Consider the following 7,250-nt stretch of genomic DNA (forward strand, 5'->3'; position numbering starts at 1 on the left):
ACCAGCACCCCGTGCAGCCGCCGCAGCAACTGCTCGGCCTGCGGGTGGCCGTCGGCGCGGGGTCGCCGTCAGCTCTTGGCCTGACCGGCGGCGACCTCCTCCGCGGTGAAGTAGCCGGAGTCGATCAGCACCTTCTGGATGTCGTCCTTGAAGACGGTCTCGACCGGCAGCAGGTACGACGGGACGACCTTGACCCCGTTGTTGTAGGTCTCGCTGTCGTTGGCCTCGGGCGTCTTCTCCTGGAGGAACGCCTCACCGGCGACCACGGCCTGATCGGCCAGCAGGCGGGTGTCCTTGAAGATGGTGGAGCTCTGGATGCCGTCGTCGATCAGCTTGACCGAGGCGATCTCGGCGTCCTGCCCGGTGACCACCGGGATCTGGTCGGCGCCCCGGTAGCCGGCGTTCTGCAGCGCGGTGATGATGCCGCGGGAGATGCCGTCGTACGGCGACAGCACGCCGTCCACCTTGCTGTTGTCGTTGTAGCTGGAGGTCAGCAGGTCCTCCATCCGCTTCTGCGCGGCCTCCTGCTGCCAGCGCAGGATCGCCACCTGCTCGATCTTGGTCTGCCCGGACTTCACCTTGAGGGTGCCGGCGTCGATGAACGGCTTGAGGGTGTCCATCGCGCCGTCGAAGAAGAAGTGGGCGTTGTTGTCGTCCAGCGACCCGGCGAACAGCTCGATGTTGAACGGCCCGGTCTCCTCGCCCTTGCCGCCGTCCTTGGTCTGCAGGCCGAGGCCGACCAGGAGCGCGCTGGCCTGGGCCACGCCGACCTTGTAGTTGTCGAAGCTGACGTAGAAGTCGACGTTCGGGCTGTCCCGGATGAGCCGGTCGTAGGAGATGACCGGGATCTTCGCGTCGGCCGCCGCCTGGAGCTGTCCGCTGAGGGCGGTGCCGTCGATCGCGGCGATGATCAGCACGTTGGCACCGCGCGTGATCATCTGGTCGACCTGCTGCGACTGGGTCGGGATGTCGTCACCGGCGTACTGGAGGTCGACCTTGTAGCCCTTGGCCTCCAGCTTCTCCTTGACGGAGTTGCCGTCGGCGATCCACCGCTCGGAGGTCTGGGTCGGCATCGAGACGCCGATGGTGAGGTCGGACGGCTTCTCGTCGCTGGTGTTGCCACTCCCGGCACCGTCGCCGCTACACGCCGCCATACTCAGCGCCAGGGCGGCGCTACCGAGAGCGGCCAGAATTCTTCTGCTCACTGGCTTCCCCAATCTGGAACTCGCGCCGTCGCACCGGCTGCGCGGATCGCACTTCGGGGCCCAAGTGTTAGCGCTCACATTGCCCGGGTCAACACCTCGCCGGAAATCCAGCGGTCACGTTCTCGTAACGAAGCCGAGGCTCCACCGGTCGGCCGAATCACCGCAGGTCAAGGCGTTGAACATCGAAGGAAGTCGCGCGTTCGCACCCGCCACCCGAATATCGTCCATCGAGAGCAGAGAATACGCCAACTCGCGCCCCGGTGCGACGGGCGAGGCGTCACCCCATCGCATCTGTCGACCCGCAAAGGGAAACGGATCACCCGGTCGACGGAAGCCCACCAGGCGGTCACGCACCGTGACCAGTCGGGCCTCACGCTCCATGGCGGGCCGGACGTGCGGGACACATTCGACGCAGCAGCGCCGTAGCCCGCGACGCGAGCACCGACGACCCCCGGGACGCACGGTCGGTTCCCGCGCCGTCACCAGCACAGTCTTGACATCGACCAGCCGGACGCCGATGCTCTGCTAAATCAGTTTAGCGCCCGTCCTCCCCCACACCACCGCAACCGGTCCGGGGCGCTGCCACGGGACCTGCCCATGGCAGCCGGACGCGTCCAACAAGGAGGGCCGATGAGACTGCGAAGGACGCTCACCGCCATGGCGGCGGTGGCACTTCTCGCCACCTCCGGCACGGCCGCGTACGCCGCGTCGAAGGGTCCCGGCGACAACGCCGGCGGCATCCGCAGTGTCACACCGATCACCACCGTCTACACGTACGGCCAGAAGGTCTCCGCCGTCGCCGTCGAGTACCCGCAGACGGTGAACCCCCGCGAGCTCGACAATTCCACCTTCTCGGTCTCCGACACCGTCTACAACTTCCGCTTCAACCCGATGGACGACCTGCCCAAGCTGGCCGACCGCAAGGTCACCCACACCTACACGAACAACGCGCCCACCACCCGCGCGGACCGTCGTTCGGTGGACGGCCGGTACGTCATCGTCGAGCTGGACCCCGCCGAGAACCTCGGCTGGACCGTCATCGTCTCCAAGTGCCCGACCTTCCTGTGCAGCGTGAAGGTCAACACCGAGCTGCCCACCCGGGTGACGCAGCGCAAGGACGTGCACGCCCAGCCCGGCAAGGGCAAGGGCAAGGGTCCGGTGCAGGCCAAGGCCGCCCCGAAGACCCCGCGCGGGGTCACCGAGAAGCCGGTGAACCTGCTCGTCGACGACTTCACGTACGGCTCGTACCTGAGCAGCGGCATGGTGCTGCCGTACCACTACCACCTGCCGAAGAACTACCAGCCCGGCAAGAAGTACCCGCTGATGGTCGTCCTGCCCGGGCACGGTATGGGCTGGGACGGCGACAACCTGGGCGTCCAGATCGCCGCCGACATCCCGGCCACCGCCTGGCTCCAGTCGAGCTGGACCGGCAGCCGCGAGGACGTCATCGTGCTCGCCCCGCAGAACCAGCGGGTCGGCCTGCCCGCCGAGGGTGACCTGCTGATCCGGCTGGTCGACCAGTTCGTCAAGGACCACGCGGTGGACACCGACCGGGTGTACGCCACCACCGTGTCGTACGGCTCCCGGCTGCTGTGGGAGGCGTTCGCCAAGCGTCCCGACCTGTTCGCCGGTGGTCTGGTGACCGGCGGCTTCCAGGTCGGCGCCGACCAGGCCAAGGCCATCGCCGCCGGCGAGGTGCCGCTCTGGATCACCCACGGCGTCAACGACCACCTGCTCAACATCTCGCTCGCCCGCAACACGCACACCGCACTGCGCTCGGCCTACGAGGCCCAGGGCAAGACGCCCGCGCAGATCGCCGAGCTGCTGCACTACACCGAGTACGGCAACGAGGCGTTCTCGCTGCCCGACTACCACGCCGCCTACGGGCCGACGTACGAGGACCGCAGCATCCTCCAGTGGCTGTTGGCCCAGCGCAAGGGCTGACACACCGCTCAAGAGGCACCGTCCGGGCTCGCCGGCCGCGATCGATCTCGCGGCCGGCGAGCCTCGTTCGGGTCCACGCGACCCGAGCGGGGTCCCCCGCCCCCGGGGGCGCTACCCCCTGCACACCCCACGGCACCGCCTCGTCGATCATGGAGTTGTGGCTGCCGAATTACACCGATAGACGGCTTTCGTGCACGCCACGACTCCATGATCGACGGAACCGACGCCGAGGAACGGCGCGGCCTGGTACGTGCCGGTGGCGCGGGAGCGGCGGGACGGCACGTACGGTGCGGGGATGCGAGTCGTACCGGGATGGGCGCTGGTCTCCGCCGTGGCGGCGCCGATCCTCCTGATCGGTGGGTGGACGCTGGGCGCGGCCCGCCAACCGGGCGGGTTCGACCAGGTCACCGGCACGATCAGCGCACTCGCCGCCGTCGGCGCGACCGACCGGTGGATCATGACAGTCGCGCTGGCCGCTCTCGGGCTGTGCCACTGTGTCACCGCCGCCGGACTGCGTCCCCTCGCGCCCGCCGGGCGGGCCCTGCTCGCACTCGGCGGGGTGGCGACGCTGGCGGTGGCGGTGTTCCCGCTACCGGACGACGGCAGCGGGTCGGTGCCTCACACGCTCGCCGCGACCGTCGCTTTCGGCGCCCTGGCGCTCTGGCCGGCCCTGGCGACGCCGAACCACGCGACGAGACGCACCGCACCGGACACCGAGCCGACGGGGCACCGTGCGGCGACGGCGGAGCATCCGGTGGGGGCGGGAGAAGCCCGGCGTACCCCAGGGCGACGGGCAGGAGAGCGACGGACGCCATGGGTGGGGCTGGCGGTCGGGTTGCTGCTGCTGGTGGCCTGGTTCGTGGCCGAGATGGCGGCCGGTGGTGGGCGGGTCGGGCTGGCCGAGCGGGTGGCGGCCGGCGCGGAGGCGTTCGCACCCCTGCTGGTGGCCGCCGCACTGCGGCGGACGGGCCGGAGTCGTCGGTCAGTTCGGACGGGCCGCACTACGCCGGGCGGGTGACGGCGGGGTCGACGCCACGGCTCGTCGGCCGTGACGTCGACCCGGTCCGCCGAGGGGCCTGTGTCGAAGTCCCTGGCCGGCCTGCGGCGGGCCCAAGCGACGACCGGCCGCGTGGGAAATTGGTCCGGATGCAACACCGGTATCCGGACCAGTTCCCGCCTTGCCGGACCGCCGCCTGGACTCTGCCTCGGCTCGACCGAGGACTTCGACACCGGCCCTATTCGCTGAGGCAGGACAGCAGGGCGGCGGTGAGCAGGTTGGCCCGCTCGTCGATGATGCCGCCCATCTGGTTGACCACGTAACCGAAGCCGACCCGGTGGTGGTCGTCGCCGAAGGCGAGGTGCCCGCCCGCGCCGTCGTGTCCGAAGCTGCGCTCGCCGAGCATCGGCCGCGGTGTCGAGTGGACGAGGAAGCCGGTGCCCCAGCGGTGTCCGACGTCGGGGAGTCCGTACACCTGCTGGCCGGCGACGCGGACGGTGACAGCGTCGTCGACGGACGCGGTGGTGAGCAACGGTCCGCCACCGACGTCGGAGACGCAGGCGGCGTAGAGGCGGGCCAGTGACTCGGCGGTGCTGATCCCGCCCGCGCCGGGGACCTGGGCTGCCTGGATGGCCGGGTCGTTGAAGCTGACCAGGCCGTCGGCGTCGGCGGGGAAGGCGAACGCGCCGCCCATGGTGATCCCGCGTTCGGCGACCGGGTCGCCGGGTGGGAAGGGCTCACCCAGCGGTGCCAGCATCCAGGCGACCGCGTCGCGTTCGGCGGGCGGCAGGCCGACCCAGGTACGCAGACCGAGCGGTTCGGCGAGGGTCCGGGCGAGGTAGCTGCCGGGCATCTCCCCGGTGATCCGGCGGATCACCTCGCCGATCAGCCAGCCGTAGGTGATCGGGTGGTAGCTGTGGGCGGTGCCCGGCTGCCACAGCGGGGCCTGCTCCTCGATCGCCTCGATCACCGGGTCCCAGGCGAGTACCTCGGCGCGGGTGAAGGAGCGGTCCAGCGTGGGCAGTCCGGACTGGTGGGTGAGCAGCCAGCGCACCGGGATCTCGGCCTTGCCGTGCCGACCGAAATCGGGCCAGTACCGGGTGACCGGGGCCTCCAGGTCGAGCCGGCCCTGCTGGACCAGCAGGTAGGCGCAGATCGCCATGATCCCCTTGGTCACCGAGAAGACGACGGCCGGGGTGTCGGCGGTCCACGGCCGTCCGGAGCGCTGGTCGGCCAGCCCGCCGTACAGGTCCACGACCTTGGTGCCCCGCAGGTAGACGGCGACTGCGGCGCCGACCTCCCCGCGGTGGACGAAGTTGTCCCGGAACACGTCGGCGACGGGCCCGAAGCCCTCGTCGGCGTGGCCGTGGATCGGGGTGTCGTTCAACCCGTCATCCCTTCACGGAGCCCTGCAGGAGCGCCTTGATGAACTGGCGCTGGAAGATCAGGAACACGATGAGCGTCGGAGTGAGGATGAGCAACGATCCGGCGCAGAGCAAGACCAGATCGGTTCCCCACTGCCCCTGGAACGCGCCGAGGGCACCGGCCATGGTCCGTTTGGTGGCGTCGTCGACCATGACGATGGCGAGCAGGAACTGGTTCCAGGTCCAGAGGAACAGCAGGATGGTCAGCGAGGCGATGGCCGGGCGGGCCAGCGGCACGTGCACCCGCCAGAACAACTGCCAGGTGTTGCTGCCGTCGACCCGCGCCGCCTCGGACAGCTCGCGCGGCACGTTGGTGAAGTGGGCGCGCATCCAGAAGACCGCGAACGGCATGTAGAGGCCGATCAGCGGCAGGATGATGGCCCACCGGGTGTTGAGCAGGCCGAGGTCCCGCATCTGGTAGTACAGCGGGGTCACCACCGCCTCGAAGGGCAGGGTGAGGCCGAGCAGCAGCAGCCCGAAGGCGATGTGGCCGCCGGCCACCCGCAGGTGCCCGAGGCCGAACCCGGCCATGGTCGCGATGACCACCCCGAACGGCACCACCCCGGCCACGATCAGCATGCTGGACCCCAGCAGGGCACCCATGTTCGCGGCGGTGAAGGCGTCGACGAAGTTGCCCCACTGTGGATCGGAGGGCCAGGCCAGCCCGGTGGGTACGGTGCCGCGTGGTTGCAGGGCCGCCGAGAGCATGCTCAGGAACGGCAGCAGGGTGACCACGACCAGGGCGATCAGGAAGATCCGTCCGGTCAGCCGCTCACTGCGGGTGGTCATGTTCATGACTTCTCCCCCCGGGTCAGCCGCTGGATGGGCAGCACGCAGATCAGCACCAGCAGCATCAGCACCACGCCCAGGGCCGAGGCGAGCCCGACCTGACGCTGGGAGAAGGCCAGCCGATAGATCTCCAGGCCCGGCACGGTGGTCTGGATGCCCGGACCGCCGCTGGTCGAGATGTAGACGATGTCGAAGCTGGCCAGCGCCGCGATGATGGTCACGGTGAGGCAGACGCCGATCTCCTGGCGGAGGCTGGGCAGGGTCACCGCGAAGAACTCGCGGATCGGTCCGGCGCCGTCCATCCGGGCCGCCTCGTACAGCGACGGGTCGATCTTGCTCATGCCGGTGACCAGCAGGATCGTGCAGAGGCCGAGCATGATCCAGGTGCCGATCACGCCCACCGACGGCAGCGCGGTGCTGAACTCGCCGAGCCAGGCCCGGGTGATGCCGTCCAGCCCGACGGCCCGCAGGGCCTGGTTGACCAGCCCGTTGCTGGAGAGCACCCAGCTCCACGCGATGCCGGCCGCCACCAGCGGGATCACCTGCGGCAGGAAGAGCACGGTCCGGACCAGTGTGCCGCCGGGGCCGGTGGTGATGCGCCGGACCAGGCTGGCCACCACCAGGCCGAGGACGACCGGGATGAAGCTGAAGAAGATGATCAGAACGAAGGCGTTACCGATGATCTTCAGCAGGTCGCGGTCGGTGAAGACGGTGACGTAGTTGTCCAGGCCGACCCAGGTGGCCGTCCCGATGCCGTTCCAGCGGTAGAGCGAGTACTGCACGGTCATCACGAGCGGGCGCAGCACGAAGAAGCCGTACATGGCCAGGGCGGGCAGGACCCAGAGCCAGCCGGTCCACCGCACCGCGCGGCCCCACCGCTTCCGGTGGGGC

Annotated in this window: 6 protein-coding genes; 2 read left to right on the plus strand and 4 right to left on the minus strand. The window is 69.7% G+C overall.

Annotation, left to right across the window (positions count from 1 at the left end; translation table 11 throughout):
* Positions 1-68: 68 nt before the first annotated feature.
* Positions 69-1,205, minus strand: a complete 1,137-nt coding sequence (gene chvE / locus ACWDVW_RS32285; RefSeq protein WP_449956685.1) for a multiple monosaccharide ABC transporter substrate-binding protein — start codon at positions 1,203-1,205, stop codon at positions 69-71.
* Positions 1,206-1,835: 630 nt separating this feature from the next.
* On the opposite strand from chvE, the gene ACWDVW_RS32290 reads away from it, so the two are divergent.
* Positions 1,836-3,149, plus strand: coding sequence for a hypothetical protein (locus ACWDVW_RS32290; RefSeq protein ID WP_449956687.1), 1,314 nt, complete (start codon positions 1,836-1,838; stop codon positions 3,147-3,149).
* Between the two features lie 295 nt (positions 3,150-3,444).
* The gene (locus ACWDVW_RS32295) at positions 3,445-4,167 is read left to right on the plus strand and encodes a DUF998 domain-containing protein (RefSeq protein WP_449956690.1); all 723 of its coding nucleotides are present in this window, start codon (positions 3,445-3,447) and stop codon (positions 4,165-4,167) included.
* Between the two features lie 217 nt (positions 4,168-4,384).
* Here the strand turns inward: ACWDVW_RS32295 and ACWDVW_RS32300 are convergent, their stop codons facing one another.
* The 3 genes from ACWDVW_RS32300 to ACWDVW_RS32310 form a co-directional block, all read right to left on the minus strand.
* A complete protein-coding gene (locus ACWDVW_RS32300) occupies positions 4,385-5,533 on the minus strand; it encodes a serine hydrolase domain-containing protein (RefSeq protein ID WP_449956692.1) in 1,149 nt (382 codons plus the stop codon).
* A gap of 4 nt (positions 5,534-5,537) precedes the next feature.
* Complete coding sequence (locus tag ACWDVW_RS32305) at positions 5,538-6,365, minus strand: carbohydrate ABC transporter permease (RefSeq protein WP_449956695.1); 828 nt, start codon at positions 6,363-6,365, stop codon at positions 5,538-5,540.
* A partial coding sequence (locus tag ACWDVW_RS32310; RefSeq protein ID WP_449956698.1) for a carbohydrate ABC transporter permease occupies positions 6,362-7,250 on the minus strand: 889 nt, incomplete at its 5' end. The genes ACWDVW_RS32305 and ACWDVW_RS32310, both read right to left, overlap by 4 nt.

This window comes from Micromonospora sp. NPDC003241, from assembly GCF_053589795.1.

Coding starts and splice junctions, on each gene's coding strand:
- ACWDVW_RS32290 (WP_449956687.1), top strand. CDS start 1,836: ATGAGACTGCGAAGGACGCTCACCGCCATGGCGGCGGTGGCACTTCTC.
- ACWDVW_RS32295 (WP_449956690.1), top strand. CDS start 3,445: ATGCGAGTCGTACCGGGATGGGCGCTGGTCTCCGCCGTGGCGGCGCCG.
- ACWDVW_RS32305 (WP_449956695.1), bottom strand. CDS start 6,365: ATGAACATGACCACCCGCAGTGAGCGGCTGACCGGACGGATCTTCCTG.